Source organism: Mesorhizobium sp. WSM4814 (assembly GCF_055811595.1).
This window is the reverse complement of record NZ_JBVVQT010000005.1, coordinates 192,398-210,050: the sequence shown is the minus strand read 5'-3', so window position 1 is coordinate 210,050 and position 17,653 is coordinate 192,398. Positions and strand designations below refer to the sequence as shown.

The 17,653-nt window shown below is 64.3% G+C and carries 15 protein-coding genes; all 15 read right to left on the bottom strand.

Annotated features, from left to right (window positions below; genetic code table 11):
- Positions 1 to 57: 57 nt before the first annotated feature.
- A complete protein-coding gene (gene ftsA, locus AC0L2V_RS11435) occupies positions 58 to 1,365 on the bottom strand; it encodes a cell division protein FtsA (RefSeq protein WP_023798744.1) in 1,308 nt (435 codons plus the stop codon).
- Positions 1,362 to 2,303, bottom strand: coding sequence for a cell division protein FtsQ/DivIB (locus AC0L2V_RS11430; RefSeq protein WP_023798743.1), 942 nt, complete (start codon positions 2,301 to 2,303; stop codon positions 1,362 to 1,364). The genes ftsA and AC0L2V_RS11430 overlap by 4 nt, the downstream gene beginning before the upstream one ends.
- Entirely contained in the window at positions 2,291 to 3,217 is a 927-nt protein-coding gene (locus AC0L2V_RS11425) for a D-alanine--D-alanine ligase (protein ID WP_091594156.1), read from the bottom strand. The genes AC0L2V_RS11430 and AC0L2V_RS11425 overlap by 13 nt, the downstream gene beginning before the upstream one ends.
- A gap of 303 nt (positions 3,218 to 3,520) precedes the next feature.
- Positions 3,521 to 4,486: a UDP-N-acetylmuramate dehydrogenase gene (gene murB / locus AC0L2V_RS11420; RefSeq protein WP_473520107.1), complete on the bottom strand. Its 966-nt coding sequence runs from the start codon at positions 4,484 to 4,486 to the stop codon at positions 3,521 to 3,523.
- Entirely contained in the window at positions 4,483 to 5,889 is a 1,407-nt protein-coding gene (gene murC, locus AC0L2V_RS11415) for a UDP-N-acetylmuramate--L-alanine ligase (RefSeq protein WP_023798740.1), read from the bottom strand. The genes murB and murC overlap by 4 nt, the downstream gene beginning before the upstream one ends.
- Positions 5,886 to 7,013: an undecaprenyldiphospho-muramoylpentapeptide beta-N-acetylglucosaminyltransferase gene (gene murG, locus AC0L2V_RS11410; RefSeq protein ID WP_473520106.1), complete on the bottom strand. Its 1,128-nt coding sequence runs from the start codon at positions 7,011 to 7,013 to the stop codon at positions 5,886 to 5,888. Before murG ends, murC begins: the two co-directional genes overlap by 4 nt.
- Before the next feature lies 1 nt (position 7,014).
- Positions 7,015 to 8,166 (bottom strand): putative lipid II flippase FtsW, encoded by a 1,152-nt coding sequence (gene ftsW, locus AC0L2V_RS11405; protein WP_091594150.1) that lies wholly within the window; start codon positions 8,164 to 8,166, stop codon positions 7,015 to 7,017.
- A complete protein-coding gene (gene murD, locus AC0L2V_RS11400) occupies positions 8,166 to 9,569 on the bottom strand; it encodes a UDP-N-acetylmuramoyl-L-alanine--D-glutamate ligase (RefSeq protein ID WP_473516848.1) in 1,404 nt (467 codons plus the stop codon). The genes ftsW and murD overlap by 1 nt, the downstream gene beginning before the upstream one ends.
- Before the next feature lie 8 nt (positions 9,570 to 9,577).
- On the bottom strand, positions 9,578 to 10,660 hold the full coding sequence (mraY, locus tag AC0L2V_RS11395) for a phospho-N-acetylmuramoyl-pentapeptide-transferase (RefSeq protein ID WP_023798736.1): 1,083 nt from the start codon (positions 10,658 to 10,660) through the stop codon (positions 9,578 to 9,580).
- Between the two features lie 24 nt (positions 10,661 to 10,684).
- Complete coding sequence (locus AC0L2V_RS11390) at positions 10,685 to 12,118, bottom strand: UDP-N-acetylmuramoylalanyl-D-glutamyl-2,6-diaminopimelate--D-alanyl-D-alanine ligase (protein WP_091594146.1); 1,434 nt, start codon at positions 12,116 to 12,118, stop codon at positions 10,685 to 10,687.
- Positions 12,115 to 13,572, bottom strand: coding sequence for a UDP-N-acetylmuramoyl-L-alanyl-D-glutamate--2,6-diaminopimelate ligase (locus AC0L2V_RS11385; RefSeq protein ID WP_473520105.1), 1,458 nt, complete (start codon positions 13,570 to 13,572; stop codon positions 12,115 to 12,117). The genes AC0L2V_RS11390 and AC0L2V_RS11385 overlap by 4 nt, the downstream gene beginning before the upstream one ends.
- Before the next feature lie 54 nt (positions 13,573 to 13,626).
- Complete coding sequence (locus tag AC0L2V_RS11380; RefSeq protein ID WP_473493955.1) at positions 13,627 to 15,354, bottom strand: peptidoglycan D,D-transpeptidase FtsI family protein; 1,728 nt, start codon at positions 15,352 to 15,354, stop codon at positions 13,627 to 13,629.
- Positions 15,351 to 15,743 carry a cell division protein FtsL gene (gene ftsL / locus AC0L2V_RS11375; RefSeq protein ID WP_023798732.1) on the bottom strand — a complete coding sequence of 131 codons (393 nt, stop codon included), beginning with the start codon at positions 15,741 to 15,743 and terminating at the stop codon, positions 15,351 to 15,353. The genes AC0L2V_RS11380 and ftsL overlap by 4 nt, the downstream gene beginning before the upstream one ends.
- A 4-nt stretch (positions 15,744 to 15,747) precedes the next feature.
- Positions 15,748 to 16,779 carry a 16S rRNA (cytosine(1402)-N(4))-methyltransferase RsmH gene (rsmH, locus tag AC0L2V_RS11370; RefSeq protein WP_023798731.1) on the bottom strand — a complete coding sequence of 344 codons (1,032 nt, stop codon included), beginning with the start codon at positions 16,777 to 16,779 and terminating at the stop codon, positions 15,748 to 15,750.
- Entirely contained in the window at positions 16,776 to 17,234 is a 459-nt protein-coding gene (gene mraZ / locus AC0L2V_RS11365; protein ID WP_473509139.1) for a division/cell wall cluster transcriptional repressor MraZ, read from the bottom strand. The genes rsmH and mraZ overlap by 4 nt, the downstream gene beginning before the upstream one ends.
- Positions 17,235 to 17,653: the final 419 nt, after the last annotated feature.

The window sequence follows — 17,653 nt, the reverse complement described above, 5'->3', positions numbered from 1 at the left end:
CCTTTGCCTTTCCCGCCGCTTCGCCGCTGCGGCCGCTATGGGGCTGTCCCCGTCACTTTAAAAACTGTCTCTCAACCACTGACTCATTCGATGCAGTTTTCCGCCTGTTCCGGTCATCCTGAGACCAGAAATTCCTTTCGCCGGATGGCTCTCGAAATTCGCCATCTGCGGGTAGATCAGAAGCCCGACCGGCGTCGAGAAAGCCGGCCCCTTGGCCGCCTCCGGCAGGCCCGCTACACCGAGCGGACGGCCGATGCGCACATTGCGTCCGAGAATGCGGCGCGCTGCCTCGGGCAGGCCGGAAAGCTGGCTGGCGCCGCCGGTCAGCACGACGCGCTTGCCGGCGGCGTTGCCGTAGCCGGACCTGTTCAGCCGGTCGCGCAACAGTTCGAGCGTTTCGTCGATGCGCGCCCGGATGATGCGCGTCATCACCGAACGCGGGATCTGAAGCGGCACCTCGCCGTCCTCGCCGATCGGCTGTATCGAGACCAGGTCGCGGTCGTCGGCACTGCCGGGCAGCGCCGAGCCATGCATCACTTTCAACCTCTCGGCGGCATCGAGCGAGGTTGACAGGCCCTTGGCCATGTCCAGCGTGACGTGGTTGCCGCCGATGGCGATGGCGTCGCCATGAACGAACTTGCCTTCCGAAAACATCGAGATCGTCGTGGTGCCGCCGCCCATGTCGATGCAGGCTGCGCCCATCTCGAGTTCGTCGTCGACCAGTGCGGCAAGCCCGCTGGCATAGGGCGTCGCCACCATGCGCTCGACCGACAGGTGCGAACGGTTGATGCAAAGCTCCAGATTGCGCAACGGTGCCGCGTCACCCGTCAGCACGTGCATGTCGACGCCGAGCTGGTCGCCGACCATGCCGCGCGGATCACGCACGCCGCGCTCGGCGTCCAGCGAAAAGCCGACGGGAAGCGAATGGATCACTTCGCGCTCGGCCCGCAGCGCCTGCTTGGCGCCGGCGGCAAGCACGCGCTTGATGTCGGCCTCGTCCGCCTCATGGCCGCCAAGGTTGATGGTTGCCGAGAAGCTTTCGCTCTTCAGCCGGCCGGCCGTCATGTTGACGATCAGCGAATCGACGGTCAGCCCGGCCATGCGCTCGGCGGCATCGACGGCAAGGCGGATGGCGTGTTCGGCCCTGTCGAGATCGATGACGACACCCGATTTCACGCCTTGCGATTTCTGGTGGCCGATGCCGATAACCTGGATGCGATGCGAGCGCCCGCGCAGCAGCATGCCGTCCTCGCGCGGCTTGAGCTTGGCCACCACGCAGCAGACTTTGCTCGAGCCGACATCCAGCACCGTCATGATGCCGGACCGGCGCGACGAGGCATCGCTGTTGCCGCCAAGCCAGCTCATATCTTCGTCTCCGGCTTGCGCTTCGGCATTTTCGGCTTTTCATTGAGCGCGGCCTGACGCTGCGTCGCCGCCTCCGGCGTCAACTGGACGACGAGGCGATCGGAAAGGCGCATGTCGACGGCGGCGATATCGCGCGTCAAAAGCCCGTTCTCTCGGTCCATCCTGAGCAGATCGGCGATCGCCTGGTCCTCGCCATCCTCGGGGAGCTTGACCGTGATGCCGTTTTCCAGCTTCAGGTCCCAACGCCGTTCGCCGATGCGGATGTAGCCTTTGATCCGTGCGGCAAGCTCTGGGTATTTCTTGATCCTGGCCAGGAAATCCGGCGCCTTGGCCGGGGCGCCGGTGCCGACGATCAGCGGCAGCAGCGACTGCTTGCCGCCGGAGAATGGCGCGATCACGGCGCCGGAGCGCTCGATGACCGAAAGCTCGCTGCCCTGCTGCCAGAGCGCGAAGGGCTCACGCTCCTCGATGCGCACCTCCAGCGTGTGCGGATAGACCTTGCGCACCGCCGCAACCTCGACCCAGGGCAGCGTGGCGATGCGCTCCCGCGCAGCTTCGGCATCGAAGCCGATCAGCGACGTCCAGCCATCGAGCTGCATCCTGTCGAGAATATCGATCTCGGAGGTTGCGCGGTTGCCGACGACCTTGATCTGGTCGACGGCAAACCCGGTGCGGGCGGTGATGCCCTGGACGATAGCGTCGACATGCCCGCCGAGATAGGCGCCATAGGCACTGCCCGATACGAGCAGCGCCGCCGACAGCACGGCTGCGGAAAACGGCGGCACCTCGAAGTCGTCCTCGCCCAGACGCGCCAGCATGCGCGCTGGCCGGCGAAGCAGGCGCGGCAGCACGAAATGGTCGAACGACAACGCCACACCGAACAGCGTCGGCCCGGCCGCGCCCTTCCCCTTGCCCTGTCCCCACCTCAACGCAGACACGAAGCGTCCTCCACCATCCAACTCAACAAATCGCCGAACGAGTGTCCCGCCTGCGCGGCGATCTCAGGCACCAAGGATGTCGGCGTCATGCCGGGCTGAGTGTTGACCTCGAGCCAGACAATTTCGCCGTTCTCGGAGTGTCGATCATCATAACGGAAGTCCGACCGGGAAACGCCCCGGCAGCCGATAGCTTGGTGAGCCCTGAGCGTCAGTGTCTGTATTTTTTGGTAAATATTCGGTGAAATTTTTGCAGGGCATTCGTGTTTTGATCCGCCCGCGACGTATTTTGAATCATAGTCGTAGAAGGAATGGCCGGTCGGGATGATCTCGCAGACGCCAAGCGCCACATCGCCCATCACCGCGCAGGTCAACTCCCGCCCGTGCACATAGCGCTCCGCCATGACGGTATCGCCATACTTCCAATCGGACGAACCGATGACCTGCGGCGGATGCGACTGCCCTTCGTGCACGATGACGACACCGAAGCTCGACCCCTCATTGACCGGCTTGACGACGTAGGGCGGCTTCATCGGGTGTTTGTTCTGGATGGCGAAGCGATTGACCACCTTCGATTCGGCAACCGGTATGCCGACAGACTTGGCGATCTTCTTGGCTTGCTCCTTGTTCATGGCAAGCGCGGAGGCGAGCACACCGGAATGGGTGTAGGGGATGGCAAGATATTCGAGGATGCCCTGGATGGTGCCGTCCTCGCCGAAAGGACCATGCAGCGCATTGAAGACAACATCAGGCTTGAGCTCGGCAAGCACCGATCCAACATCGCGCGAGACGTCGACGCGAGTGACCTGGTAGCCTTCCGTCTCGAGCGCATCGGCACAGGCTTTTCCCGAAGACAAAGACACGGGCCGCTCGGACGAGAATCCACCCAGAAGGACGGCCACGTGCTTGCTTTTCATTTCCCGTCATTCCCTATCACGGCGGGCCCTTTCACTGCGGGTCTGCATCTCACACGCCCCGGAAAGGGCCATACACTCAAACGCTCGGAGCAGTCCCTGCTCTGATGATTTCTGCACCATCGAGTCCCCGAGTTTCCCGGCAGGCAGCCCCTGACGGAAAAACGCTGGTGACGCGTCGAAACGACTCAAATCAGGAAACGCTTCAGGGCAGAGAATCAGAGAGTTGAATCGCTGGCAAGTCCTTACGATTCCGCGAGATTCACTTTCCGCAAAAACGGCCGCGAAAACTGTGTTGTTGACTCCTTACAGCAACTGTCCGAGGAATTCCTGGACCTCGTGCCCCGGCCGGAACTTGCCGATGCGCTTGATTTCCCAATGCAGCCGGATGCCCGACCGTTCGAGCACGCGCGCGCGCACCGTCTCGCCAAGATATTCAAGGTCGTAGCCGGTCGCGGTTCCCGTGTTGATCATGAAGTTGCAATGCATCGGCGACATCTGCGCACCGCCGATCATCAGCCCCCGACAGCCCGCTCTGTCGATCTCCTTCCAGGCCGAGGTGCCCTCCGGATTCTTGAAGGTCGAGCCGCCGGTCTTTTCGCGGATCGGCTGCACGGTCTCGCGATGATGCTGGACGGCGTCCATTGCCGCCTTGATCGCGGCCTTGTCTGCCAAAACGCCTTCGAACACCGCCGATGTGAAGATCAGCCCGGCAGGTGCTGCCGAATGGCGATAGGCGTAGCCCATATCGGCGTTGCTCAGCGTATGCACATTGCCCTTGCGGTCGAGCGCCCGCACCTCGACAACGCGCTCGCGCGTCTCGACGCCATTGGCGCCGGCATTCATCCTCAGCGCACCGCCGATGGCGCCCGGAATGCCGTGGTAGAACTCAAAGCCGCCTATGCCAGCCTGATAGGCGACAGCGGCAAGGCGTTTGTCCGGCGTCGCCGCACCCGCCTTGATTGTGGTTGGCGCAATCACTTCGGCTTCGCCAAAGCCCTTGGCCGAAAGCCGGATGACGAAGCCCGCAACACCGCCGTCACGGACAAGCAGGTTCGAGCCGATACCGACGGTGGTCAGCGGTATCTCTTCGGGCACTGCTCCCAGGAACGCAGCGAGATCGTCTTCGTCGGCCGGCTGGAACAGCGCGTCGGCCAGCCCGCCGGCGCGGAACCAGGTGATCTTGTCCATCTCGGCATTGGGCGTGATGCGGCCGCGCAGGCCGGCAAGCCGGCCGCCAAGCTTGTCAATCAATGCCTGGCCACGCATCATGAGGCAGTACCGCCTAGTTCCCTGGGCAGCGCGTAGGCCCATTGCGTGATGTTGCCGGCACCGAGGAAGACGATGAAATCGCCTGGTTTGGCCAGGTCGCGGATAACCGGCGCAATCGCCGCGGGGCCTTCGATGTAGCGCGCGTCGCGATGGCCGCCGGAGCGGATGCGCGACACCAATGCCTCGGAAGTCACCCCGTCGATCGGCTCTTCGCCTGCCGCATAGACCGGCGCCACCATCACCGTGTCGGCATCGTTGAAGCAGACAGAAAACTCGTCGAACAGGTCGTGAAGCCGGGTAAAGCGGTGTGGCTGGGCAATGGCGATGACGCGGCCCTTGGTGGCATCGCGCGCCGCCTTCAGAACCGCTGTGATCTCGACCGGATGGTGGCCGTAATCATCGAACACATCGACGCCGTTCCACGAACCGGTACGGGTGAAGCGCCGCTTGACGCCGGCGAAGGACGACAGGCCCTTCCTGATCGCCTCGGCCGAAAGGCCGAGTTCATGCGCGACGGCGATCGCCGCCGTCGCATTCGCGACGTTGTGACGGCCGGGCATCGGCAGGCGCAGGCCTGATATCGTCGACTGGCCGCCGGTCTTGCGGTCGCGGATCACCACGTCGAATTCCGAGGTCGGGCCATCCATGCGGTGATTGATGAAACGCACGTCGGCCTGTGCGTTCTCGCCATAGGTGATGACGCGCCGGTCCTCGATGCGGCTGACCAGCGCCTGCACCTCGGGATGGTCGGTGCACATGACGCCGAAGCCGTAGAACGGCACGTTTTCGACGAACTGGCGAAAGGCCTCGCGCACCTTGTCGAAGGAGCCGTAATGGTCGAGATGTTCGGGATCGATGTTGGTGACGACGGCAATCTCGGCCGGCAGCTTCAGGAACGTGCCGTCACTCTCATCGGCTTCCACCACCATCCATTCGCCATCGCCCATGCGGGCGTTGGTGCCGTAGGCATTGATGATGCCGCCATTGATCACGGTCGGATCGAGCCCGCCGGCCTCGAGCAGCGTCGCCACCATCGAGGTCGTCGTCGTCTTGCCATGCGTGCCGCCGATGGCCACCGCCTGCCGGAAGCGCATCAGTTCGGCCAGCATCTCGGCGCGACGGACGATGGGAAGCAGTTTCTCGCGTGCGGCCTTCAGCTCGGGATTGGATTTCTTGATCGCCGTCGAGACGACGACCACTTCGGCATCGCCGATATTGTCGGCATGATGACCGACAAAGCACTCGATGCCCTTGTCGCGCAGCCGCTGCACATTGGCGCTGTCGGCCTGGTCGGACCCTTGCACCTGGTAGCCGAGATTATGCAGCACCTCGGCGATGCCGCTCATGCCGATACCGCCGATGCCGATGAAATGCACGAGGCCGATCGTCTGCGGCATCTTCATACGTGCGTCTCCTTCCTGAATTCCGATACGCTTTTCTTCGACGCAATAGCCTCTGTCAGATCGGCGAGCAACCGTGCCGCGTCCGGTTTTCCGGCCGATTTGGCCGCCGCTGCCATTGTGGTCAGCCGCTCTGGGTCGTCCATCAGCGCTCCGACGAACGCGGCGATGCGCTCGGGCGAAAGCGTCGATTGCGGATGCACTTCGGCGCCGCCTGCCGCGGCCAATGCCGCGGCATTGGCTGCCTGGTCGTGGTCGAGCGCATGCGGATAGGGCACCAGCAGCGCCGGCCGGCCGATCACCGCGATTTCCGATACGGTCGATGCGCCGGACCGCGACATCACCAGATGCGCCGCAGCCAGGCGCGCCGCCATGTCGGTGAAGAAGGGCGACACCTCAGCCTCGACGCCAAGGGCGGCATAGGCCGCCTTCACCCGCCCGACATCGTCGGCACGCGCCTGCTGGGTGATATCAAGCCGCCCGCGTTGTGCATCGGAAAGCTGTCGAACCGCCGCCGGCACCGCATCGGAAAAGAATTGTGCGCCCTGACTGCCGCCGAACACCAGGAAGCGGAACCGCTGCTCCCCGGTCGACGCCGCATAGGGCGTCTTTGCCGCCTCCAGCACTTGCGGCCTGACCGGATTGCCGGTCGTCACCGTCTTGGCGCCTGCAGCGCTTGAATCTTCCGGCAAGAACCCGCCGGCGATGGCATCGACACGGCCGGCGAGCGCCCGGTTGGCGCGCCCCATCACCGCGTTCTGCTCGTGGATCAGCGTCGGCACCTTGCGCCGCGTCGCCGCATAGAGCGGCGGCAGCGTCGGATAGCCGCCGAAACCGACCACCACGGCTGGCTTGACCCGACCGATCACGGCCGATGCCTGCCGCACGCCGCCCCATATCTTCCAGAAGGCGGCGAGCACGGCGAACGGGTTTTTCGAGCCAATGGTCGCCGACTGGATCGGATGGATGCCCGCCGCCGGGAACTGGCCGGCAAAACGCTCGGCACGATCATCGGCGGCCAGATGCACCGTCCAGCCGCGCCTGATCAGCTCGTGCGCCAGCGCCTCGGCCGGGAAGAGATGCCCGCCCGTGCCGCCGGCCGCCAGAAGGATCGCGCCCCTCGACATTTCACTCCGCCGGCATGGCGCGCCGCGACGGCGCGAAGCCCAATTGTTTGCGCTTTTCCGGCCGCTTGCGCGTCAGCGCCAGCACCATGCCCATCGAGATGGCGATGGCGATCTGCGAGGAGCCGCCATAGGAGATGAACGGCAAGGTCATGCCCTTGGCCGGCATCAGCTGCAGATTGACCGCCATGTTGATGACCGACTGCAGACCGAAGACCGTGACCAGGCCGCCGACCGCATAGCGTGTGAAATCGTCCTGCTCCTTGAGCGCAGTGCCGAGGCCGCGCAGCACGATGAAGGCGAAGATGGTCATGATGAAGAAGCACATGATCAGTCCGAACTCCTCGCCGGCCACCGAGTAGACGAAATCGGCATGGCTGTCGGGTATCACCCGCTTGACGGTGCCCTCGCCCGGCCCGACGCCGAACCAGCCGCCATTGATCAGCGCATCGCGGCCCATATCGACCTGGAACGTGTCGCCCTCGCCGGTCATGAAGCGATCGATGCGGCCGGCGACATGCGGGAACACGGTGTAGGCGGCAAACACGCCGCCGACGCCGACAGCGCCCAGCGCGATGATCCACAGCCATGGCAGCCCGGCCATGAAGAACATCACCCCCCAGGTGCCGAGCACCAGCATGGTCTGGCCGAAATCGGGCTGCGCCACCAGCAGCGAGATGACGAGGGCCAGCAGCAGCATGGCGAACAGATTGCCTGGAATGTCGGGCTGGCGCTTGTGTTCGGCAAACAGCCAGGCGCAGATGACGACGAAGGCAGGCTTCAGGAATTCCGACGGCTGCAGCGACACGCCGGCGAGCGACACCCAGCGACGCGCGCCCTTCACCTCGACGCCGATGTAGAGCACCGCCACCATCAGCACCAGCGTGATGCACAGCATCGCCAGGGCCATGCGCCTGATCTGCCGCGATTCCAGGAAGGAGACGGCCAGCATCACGCCAAGTGCGGGAATGGTGAAGATGATCTGCCTCGTGGCGAAGTGGAAACTGTCCAGGCCGATGCGCTGGGCCACCGCCGGGCTTGCCGCGAAGGACAGCACGATGCCGAGCCCCATCAGCGACAGGAACGCGGCCAGGAACCAGCGATCGATCGTCCACCACCAGGTGGCAACCGGGCTTTTGTCGAGACGGCTTTGCATTATCGTGCCCCTCCGATGAGCTTCACGCCATCAATAGTGCTCGCAGCTTGCCTGAAGGCTTCGCCGCGCACTTCGAAATTCTTGAACTGGTCGAAACTGGCGCAGGCCGGCGAAAGCAGCACCACCACCTCGCCATTGCCATCGTCCCTGGCCGCGTCGCTTGCCGCATGCTCGACTGCTGCGGCCAGCGTGCCGGAGATCTCGTAGGGCACCGCCTCGCCGAGCGTCGCCGAGAAGGCTGGTGCGGCCTCGCCGATCAGATAGGCCTTGGCGATGCGCGGAAAGAGGCCGCGCAACGGCTCGATGCCACCCTCTTTCGGCAGCCCGCCGGCGATCCAGTAGATGCGCGGAAAGCTGGACAATGCGGGCGCTGCCGCATCGGCATTGGTCGCCTTGGAATCGTTGATGAACAGCACATGGCCCATGCGGCCGACCTGCTCCATACGGTGCGCCAGCCCGGGAAAGCTCTCCAGCCCCGACTGGATCTCGCCCAGCTCGAGCCCGACCTTGAGGCAGGCGGCGAGAGCGGCTAGCGCATTCTGCGCATTGTGCTGGCCGCGCAGCGAGCCGATGCCTTCGAGAAAGGCGACCCGGCTGTAACGGCCGTGCACCGCCTCCATCAGATCGGTGCCGTCGGCGAAATAGCCGTCGGTCAGCGGCAGGCGCTTCGAAATGCGGATGACGTGCCGGCCTGCCCGCTCCAGCCGGTCGGCGAGCTGGGCGCACCAGGAATCGTCGACGCCGACGATGGCCGTTTCGCTGCCGGCCGCCAGCCGCTCCTTGATCGCGGCGTAGTGCTGCATCGTGCCATGACGGTCGAGATGATCGGGCGTCAGGTTGAGCAGGACGCCGGCGGTCGGATTGATCGAGGGCGCCAGGTCTATCTGGTAGGACGAGCATTCCACGACATAGTGCCGCCCCGGTTCCGGCGGATCGAGGGTCATCACCGCGCGGCCGATATTGCCGCCCATCTGCGTGTCGCGTCCGGCCGATTTCAGGATATGCGCCGTCAGCGCCGTGGTCGTCGATTTGCCGTTGGTGCCGGTTATGGCGATGAAGGGTGCAGCCGGCGCCAGCAAGGTCCGCTGCCGGCAGAACAGCTCGATGTCGCCAATGATCTCGACGCCTGAAGCGCGCGCCAGTTCCACCGTCCAGTGCGGCTTCGGATGCGTCAGCGGCACGCCGGGCGACAGCACGAAGGCCGAGAACTTCGCCCAGTCGGCGCCACGCAGGTCGCCGGTCGCGATACCGACGGCCGCGGCATTGGCGACACTGCCGGGATTGTCGTCCCAGGCGAGCACCTCCGCCCCGCCCTCGATCAACGCGCGCGCAGTAGCGATCCCCGAGCCGCCGAGCCCGAAGAGTGAAACGCGCTTGCCTGCGAAGGATGCGGCGGGGATCAAGCGGCCTCCTATCGCAGCTTGAGGGTCGACAGGCCGACCAGCGCCAGGATGACGGCGATGATCCAGAAGCGGATCACCACCTGGCTTTCGGTCCAGCCGAGCTTTTCGAAATGATGGTGGATCGGCGCCATCAGGAACACCCGCTTGCCGGTCATCTTGAAGTAGCCGACCTGGATGATGACCGACAGGATCTCGACGACGAACAGGCCGCCGACGATGACCAGCACGATCTCGTGCTTGGTGGCAACCGCAACCGTGCCGATCAGGCCGCCAAGCGCCAGCGAGCCGGTATCGCCCATGAAGATCGCCGCCGGCGGTGCGTTGAACCACAGGAAGCCGAGGCCGGCGCCGATCACTGCGCCGAGGACCACCGCCAGTTCACCGGTGCCGGGCACGAAATGGATCTGCAGATACTCGGCGAACACCGCATTGCCGGACAGGTAGGCGATGACGCCGAAGGACGCCGCCGCGATCATGATCGGCACGATCGCCAGGCCGTCGAGGCCATCGGTCAGGTTCACCGCGTTACCGGCGCCGACGATGACGAAGCACGAGAACGGGATGAAGAACCAGCCGAGATTGATGAGGAACTCCTTGGCGAAGGGGAAGGTCAGCGACGATGAGAACGGCGCCTGGCCGTTGTGCATGATCACCCAGGCGGCGATGCCGGCGATGACGAATTCAAGCCCCAGCCGCGCCTTGCCGGAGAAGCCAAGATGCGATTGCTTCGTCACCTTGAGATAATCGTCGTAGAACCCGATCGAGCCGAAACCCAGGGTCACCAGCAGCACCACCCAGACATAGATGCTGGACAGGTTCGCCCACAGCAGCGACGAGCCGATGATGCCGCACAGGATCATCAGCCCGCCCATGGTCGGCGTGCCGGCTTTCTTGAAATGCGTCTGCGGCCCGTCGGCACGGATAGGCTGGCCCTTGCCCTGCCGCAGCCTCAGCGAATTGATGATGGCCGGACCGAAGATGAAGACGATCAGCGCCGCGGTGATCAGCGCGCCGCCGGTGCGGAAGGTTATGTAGCGGAAGACGTTGAAGACCGAGATCTTGTCCGCGAATTCGACGAGCAGTGTGAACATGCGATTCGGTCCCCGGACCTGGCTCTAGGTCTGTTTGGCGGTTGCGGCTGCCGCCGGAAATTTGCTGAGCAGTGCGTCGACCAGTTTGGAAAACCCGATGCCTTTCGACGATTTGATCATCACCACGTCGCCCGGCTTCAGCGCCGACAGAAGTACCAGTTTCAGATCCTCTGCGCCGGCGCGATACTCTGTCTCGATCTCATCAGGCAGGATGTCGGCCAGCGCCCGCATTTGCGGGCCGGCGAGAAACACCGTGCGCGTCTCGGTGCCGATGATGAGATCGGCAAGGGCAGCGTGCAGCTTCGCCGAATGATCGCCGAGCTCGAGCATGTCGCCGAGCACCGCGATGCGCCTGCCTTCGCCTGACACCGGCGTCGCGTTGAGCAGCGCCATCGCTGCGCTCATCGACGCCGGATTGGCGTTGTAGCTCTCGTCGATCAGCGTGATCGGACCTTTCGGGTGGCGCAGCACGTGGCGCTTGCCGCGTCCGCGTTCGGCCGAAAGATCGGCCAGCGCCAGCGCCACCCTGGCGATGTCGGCGCCGACCAGGTGCGCGGCGCCCAGCACAGCCAGCACATTCTGCACCATGTGTCGGCCCGGCGCGCCGACCCTGGCGGTGATCTCCTGACCGCCGATCTTGGCAGTGATGACGGAATGATCGGCATGCAGCGCGCATGTCAGCAGCTTGAAGGTCGCACGGGCATTCTCGCCAAAGCCGTAGATGTGCTCGACGCCGGCGGCTCTCGCCATCTTGTCCAGAAGCTTCCAGCGCGGGTCGTCGCGGTTGAGAAGGACGGCGCCGTCCGGTTCCAGTCCTTCGAAAATCTCGGCCTTGGCCTTGGCGATCTCGTCCAGATTGCGGAAGAAGCCGAGATGTGCCGCGGCGATCAGCGTGACGATGGCGACATGCGGCCGAACCATCCTGGCCAGTGGCCGGACCTCGTCGGGATGGTTCATGCCGATCTCGAACACGGCATAGTCGCAATCCACAGGCATCCGCGCCAGCGTCAGCGGCACGCCCCAGTGGTTGTTGAAAGACTGCGCCGATGCGTGCACCTTGCCGACCACGGACAGCACATGGCGCAGCGCTTCCTTGGTGGTGGTCTTGCCCGCCGAACCGGTCACCGCGATGATCTTGGCATTCGAGCGCGCGCGCGCGGCCAGCCCCAGCTTCTCCAGCGCGGCCAAGACGTCCTGCACGACGATCATCGGCGCCGTCAGCCGCCCGAGCGACGGCAGCTTGCCCTCGGCGACGACCAGCACGCCGGCGCCGGCCTTGATGGCGGCGGTCGCGAAATCGTGGCCGTCCATCGCCTCGCCCTTGATCGCGAAGAAAGCATCGCCCGGCTCAAGGCTGCGGCTGTCGATCGAGATGCCGCTGATACCCTCCGGCATCGGACCGAGCGGTCGTCCGCCCATGGCGGCGACGAGATCCTCTGAGGTCCACAGGAAGCTCATGCGGCGTGCTCCTGGAGCGCGGCGCGGACTTCCTCATGGTCGGAAAAATGCAGCGTTTCGGCGCCGACGGTCTGGCCTTCCTCATGCCCCTTGCCGGCCACGATCAGCGTATCGCCGGCATGGAGCATGGCGACTGCCTGGTGGATCGCCTTGCGCCGGTCACCGATCTCGATGGCGCCGGGTGCAGCGGCAAGAATCGCGGCACGGATCGTTTCGGGCACTTCCGAGCGCGGATTGTCGTCGGTGACGATGACGACATCGGCGAGCCGCGTGGCGATCTCGCCCATGATCGGACGCTTGCCACGGTCGCGGTCGCCGCCGCAGCCGAACACGACGATGACGCGGCCGGTGGTGAACGGCCGGACCGAAGCCAACACGTTTTCCAGCGCGTCCGGCTTGTGCGCGTAATCGACATAGACGGGCGCACCGTTGGCAGCGGTGCCAACAAGGTCCAGCCGGCCCGGGGCGCCCTTCAATTTCTCCAACGCCATCAGGGCTTTGGCGGCAGGTGTTCCTGTAGAAATGGCGAGGCCCGCCGAAACCAGGGCATTGGCGATCTGGAAATCGCCGGCCAGCGGCAGATCGATCTCGTGGAGAACGCCATCGACTTCCACCTCGGCACGCTGGCGGTGGCGCTCGTGCTCGACCCGCTTCAGTGTCAGGAACCCGCCGTGGCGGCCGACCGTCAGCACATCCAGTCCCGCGGCCCTTGCCGCCTGGATCGTCGGCTCCGACCAGGGATCGTCGGCAAAGATGACGGCCGGCGCGCCCTTCGGCAGCAGCGCGTCGAACAGGCGCAGCTTGGCGCGATGATAGTCCTCGACTGTCGGATGATAGTCCATATGATCGCGGCCGAGATTGGTGAACCCGCCGGCTGCGAGTTTCACGCCGTCAAGCCGGCGCTGATCGAGACCATGGCTGGAGGCCTCCATCGATGCGTGGGTGACGCCGGCATCCGCCAGTTCGCGCAGCAGCCTGTGCAGGTCGACCGGGTCGGGGGTGGTCAGCGAGCCGTACTCGTTGCGGCCCGGCGCCACCACGCCGGTCGTGCCGATCGAAGCAGCGGCAAAGCCTGACTGCTCCCAGATCTGCCTGGTGAAAGCCGCAACCGATGTCTTGCCGCTGGTGCCGGTCACCGCGACCATGGTTTGCGGCTGCCTGCCGAAGTAGCGGGCCGCACTCAGCGCCAGCGCCAGGCGCGGATCGTCGACGGCGAAAACCGGCACCGGCAGTCCGGTGACGGCGCCGCTGCCCTTGCCGGTCACGATCGCTGCGGCGCCGCGCTTGGCGGCATCGGCGGCATAGGCCGCGCCATCGGTCTTGGTGCCAGCGAGCGCGAAGAAGACCACGCCCGGTCCTACCTGGCGGGAATCCGAAGAAATCCCGGTAACCTCCGTATCGAAGAACGCTGTCCCCTCGACAGGCAGGATACCGGCTAGGTCTTTCAGCTTCATCGAACCCCATTCATAGCAACAAAATAGCGCGCAGTTGCCGGCGCGCCCTCAGAATCACTGATAGGAAACCAGCGTTGCGCCATTTTCATGGCTGAAATCTGGCTTCACGCCAAGCATGGAAGCCGAACGTCGGATAATGTTTGCAGCCATGGCGCCAGCATTCGAGGCGGCCGTCGCACCCATGCCGGGTTTTTCCGGCTTCGGTTCGTCGGCGATGGTAAGCACGATGTATTGCGGATCATCCATCGGGAACGCCGCGACGAAGGCGTTGAAGTTCTTGTCCTTTGAGTAGCGGCCGTTGACAACCTTCTCGGCCGTTCCCGTCTTGCCGCCGACGCGATAACCTGGGACCCTGGCGTTCCTGCCTGAGCCTTTCTCGGCATTGAGTGCATAGAGATAGCGCATGTTCTCGGAGGTCTTGTCGCTGACGACTTTCTTGGCCACCGACATCGCCTGTTCCTGCGCCCGTCTCAGGAATGTCGGCTGGATCAGATAGCCGCCGTTCATCAGCGCGGCACAGCCGACCGCCGTCTGCAGCGGCGTCGTCGACACACCGTGACCAAAGGCGATGGTGATCGAATGGACCTGTTTCCAGACCTTTGGCTCGGTCGGGCGGGCGACCTCAGGCAGTTCCGTCTGCATTCTCTCGAGGATGCCCAGGCGATGCAGGAATTCGCGGTGCCCCTCGATGCCGACCGCTTCGGCTTCCTTGGCCGAACCGATGTTGGACGAATAGATGAACACTTCGGGCACCGACAGCACCCGGGACTTGCCATGAAAATCATGGATGGTCTGGCGGCCGATCCTGATCGGGCGCGTAGCGTCGAAACGGCTTTCCAGCGTCACTTTGCCGGAATCGAGCGCCATGGCGGTGGTAAAGCTCTTCAAGGTCGAGCCCATCTCGTAGAGCCCGGCCGACATGCGGTTCAAGCGGTCCTTGTCGTGCGCATTATAGGGGTTGTTCGGATCGAAGTCCGGAACCGAGGCCATCGCGACCACTTCGCCGGTCTTGACGTTGAGAACGACGGCCCCCGCCGCGATTGCGCGGTATTTTTCCATGCCGGTGGCGACCTCGTCACGCACGATATGCTGGACGCGCAGGTCGATCGAAAGCTGCACCGGCTTCAGATCCTTGGCCACCGCCAGGCCGGACGCCTGAAGATCGCTCAGCCCCTGTTCGTCGATGTATTTCTCCATGCCGGAGATGCCCTGGTTGTCGATGTTGGTGAGGCCGACAATGTAGGACGAGGTTTCGCCGGCCGGGTAGAAGCGGCGCTTTTCGGTGCGGAAGCCGATGCCGGGAATGCCGAGCTGCAGAATCTCCGATTGTTGCTTGGGCGTCAGTTGCCGCTGCAGCCAGACGAAGCCGGCGCCGCTCTTCAGCTTGTGATAGGTCTGCTCGTAATCGATTTCGGGAAGCACCGTCGCCAGTTTTTCGATCGCCTCGTCGGCGTCGACAATGCGGCGCGGTTCGGCAAACAGCGACGCCGTCTTGATGTCGGTCGCCAGAACTTCGCCGTTGCGGTCGACGATGTCGGGCCGCGACGCCGTCACCCGGCTCTGCGGACCGCCGGACAGGTCGGGGTTCTGGAAACCGAGATAGACCAGCCGCCCGGTGATGGTCAGATAGATGCCCAAAAACACCGCCATCGTCATCACGACGCGGGTCCTGCCCTTGCCGCCGGTCGCCTTGCGGGCGCCTTCGACCACAATCGATCCGTCGTCGCCGGACTTGGCGCGGCGCGTCAGCAGACTGGTGATCACTGGAAGTCTGGCGATCATTGGACGATGCCTCCGGTGACCACGGGGTCGTTGCCCATCGGTTCCTTGCTGGAACTGTCGGCCATGCCGCCCAGCCGCTCGGACGAAAGGTCCTCGATGGTGAGGGGTTTTGCCGGCAGATCGTCCAGCCCGATGATCTGGCGGGCGCTGACCGGCTCGAGCTCGAGTTGCGATTTATAGGTCTCGGCCAGCTTTTGCAGGCGCGACGGTTGGGTAAGCAGGCTCCAGTCCGCCTTGAGGAGATCGATCGTATCCTCCTCGTAGCGGATCTGCGCTTGGATCTTGTGCACCGCCGCCAATTGTTCCTCGGCCTCGCGCTTGGTCTTGAAGGTCAAGGCCGCGGCCGAAACCATGACGGCGATAAGGACTATGTCGCTGGTACGAAACACGTGCTCACCTCTCTCCCGGCCGCTCGGCACCGGGAAGTTTTGGATCAGGAAGTTTTGGAAGCCCGAAAATCGAAAAATCGCCGGCGCGCGCCGGCGCGTCGGTGCGGATCGCCGCGCGCAGCCTTGCCGAGCGCGCCCGCGGATTGGCCGATATCTCGGCCTCACCGGGCGTCACGCCGCTGCCCACCTTTTTGAAGGTGGCGCTGCGCGCCTGCGCCTCGGGCAGGTGCCGCGATCCGGTCGCCGCATCGGCGCGATCGGCGATGAAGCGCTTGACGATGCGGTCTTCCAGGGAATGGAACGTCACCACGGCCAGCCGTCCGCCCGGTTTCAGCACGCGTTCAGCCGCAAACAGCGCTTTGGCCAGTTCGCCGAGTTCGTCATTGACGAAAATGCGCAGCGCCTGGAAGACGCGGGTCGCTGGATGGATCTTGTCCTTCGGCGCGCGGCCGATATGCGTCTCAATGGCGTCTGCAAGGTCGAGCGTGCGCTCGAACGGATGTTTTTCGCGACGGCTTTCAATCATGCGGGCGATGCGGCCGGCATGGCGCTCTTCGCCAAGAAACCCGAAGATGCGGGCAAGATCGCCCACCTTGAAAGAGTTGACGACATCGGCGGCGCTGAGGCCAGCCTGCGCCATGCGCATATCGAGCGGTCCGTCGGCACGGAACGAAAAACCGCGCTCCGCCTGATCGATCTGCATGGAGGAGATGCCGATGTCGAGCACGACGCCGTCAGCGCTTTCGACATGCTCGTCCAATGTCGAGAACGGCGCCTGGACGAGCCGGAGCCTGCCGCCCGATTGTTGCTCGAGAACACGACCGGCAGCAATCGCATCCGGATCGCGGTCGATCGCGACAACCGAGGCGCCGCTCGCCAGAATGGCTTTGGAGTAGCCGCCGGCGCCGAATGTGCCGTCGACGACCACCTCGCCCGTCTTGGGCGAAAGCGCCTCCAGCACTTCGGCAAGGAGGACCGGAATGTGACGGGCTGGTCCGCCAACGGCGTGAGGGTCATCGCCGTAGCCCGCCATCATTCCGGCCGCTCCCCAGGCTTCGTCCCCTGCCGAAGCTGCAGAAGCCGGGCGCGTGCTTCCGCCCCATAGGCGGTGAGCCGTCCAGGTTCCCAGATCTGAAAGAAATTGCCGCGGCCGACAAAAGCCGCTTCTGCGGAAATGCCGGTATGCTCGCGGATGAAATCGGTCATCGAGATGCGGCCGTCCTGATCGAGCTTGAGAAAGGTTCCATCGCCATGGCAGAAGAACGACATGTCGTCCGAGGTCTGCAGGAAGGGGTCTTCCTGCGCGATGCGCTGCTCGTAGCGGTCGAGCAGGTCGAGCCCGCCGACATCCATCGCCGGACGGTCCAGGCAGCGCAGCGCATAGAGTTCCGAATAACCGCGCTTCTGCACAACCGCACGGAAATGCGCTGGAACGGACACCCGCCCCTTCGCATCGATCCTGTTCACCGCGCTTGACAGAAACCGGTCCATTACGCGTTACGGCCGCTTGCGCCGCCGCACCCCTCTGCATCTTCCCGCCCGCGCCGCCGCAGCGCGGTCCCTGCCCAAAACTCACTTCGCTCCAAAAGGCAAAAACAGGCGAACGCGCAGCCGCCGCGGCTGCCCGATTGGCGTACGCTTCACCCTGACGCGGAACGAAGGCTTGAATATCTGAGTGGGATATCATGGGGCACTATGGGCGTCAACGGGAACAGGCTTCACAAAACGCGCGCCACAACCGATGAGGGGAGCTTTGACGGCACTCCCGTGTTTATGCTCCATTAAGCCTAACGAACCGTTTAGAGCCGATTGGCCTAACCGGAGGCGGCTTGCCGCGGAGCGCCACCACGCATAGCGTTGGCCTGTCTTTTCTCGGTCAGAAACAGGTTCTTTTCTCGGTCAGAAGGTTG